The organism is Helicobacter valdiviensis, from assembly GCF_003245365.1.
Taxonomy (GTDB): Bacteria; Campylobacterota; Campylobacteria; order Campylobacterales; family Helicobacteraceae; genus Helicobacter_D; species Helicobacter_D valdiviensis.
Genome location: NZ_NBIU01000135.1, coordinates 1 through 354, shown reverse-complemented (window position 1 = coordinate 354; position 354 = coordinate 1). Strand labels below are relative to the sequence as shown.

Genomic DNA, 354 nt, shown 5'->3' with positions numbered 1-354 from the left:
AATTTCCATATTAAATGTTTCCCTTCATCTGAAAAAACATCTTAACATATCCACCCTTATACCAAGTTTTATGAGCTTTAATAAAAGCTTCTCCCAATTTATAAGCATAACATTCTTTCTCTTTTAAGGCTTCTTTATAGTCAGGGTAAGCTTCTAAAGGAGGTAGTTTTGCAGAAGGATCTTTTTTTATTTTTTCTTGATAAATTTTTTGTTCTTGTTTATGTTTATCTTTTATATAAGATAATACAAAAGGCATTCTTATATAACCTAATAAAGATTTAGAATTTGCTATTAAAGCTTGTCCTATTTTATAGGATAATTGGTTTTGGATTCTTGCTTTGGCAGTTCCGTATT

At 27.7% G+C, this 354-nt stretch carries 1 pseudogene; it reads right to left on the bottom strand.

The window, feature by feature from the left end:
• Positions 1-10: 10 nt before the first annotated feature.
• Positions 11-354: pseudogene (locus tag B6S12_RS10920) on the bottom strand (glycosyltransferase); the annotation flags it as partial.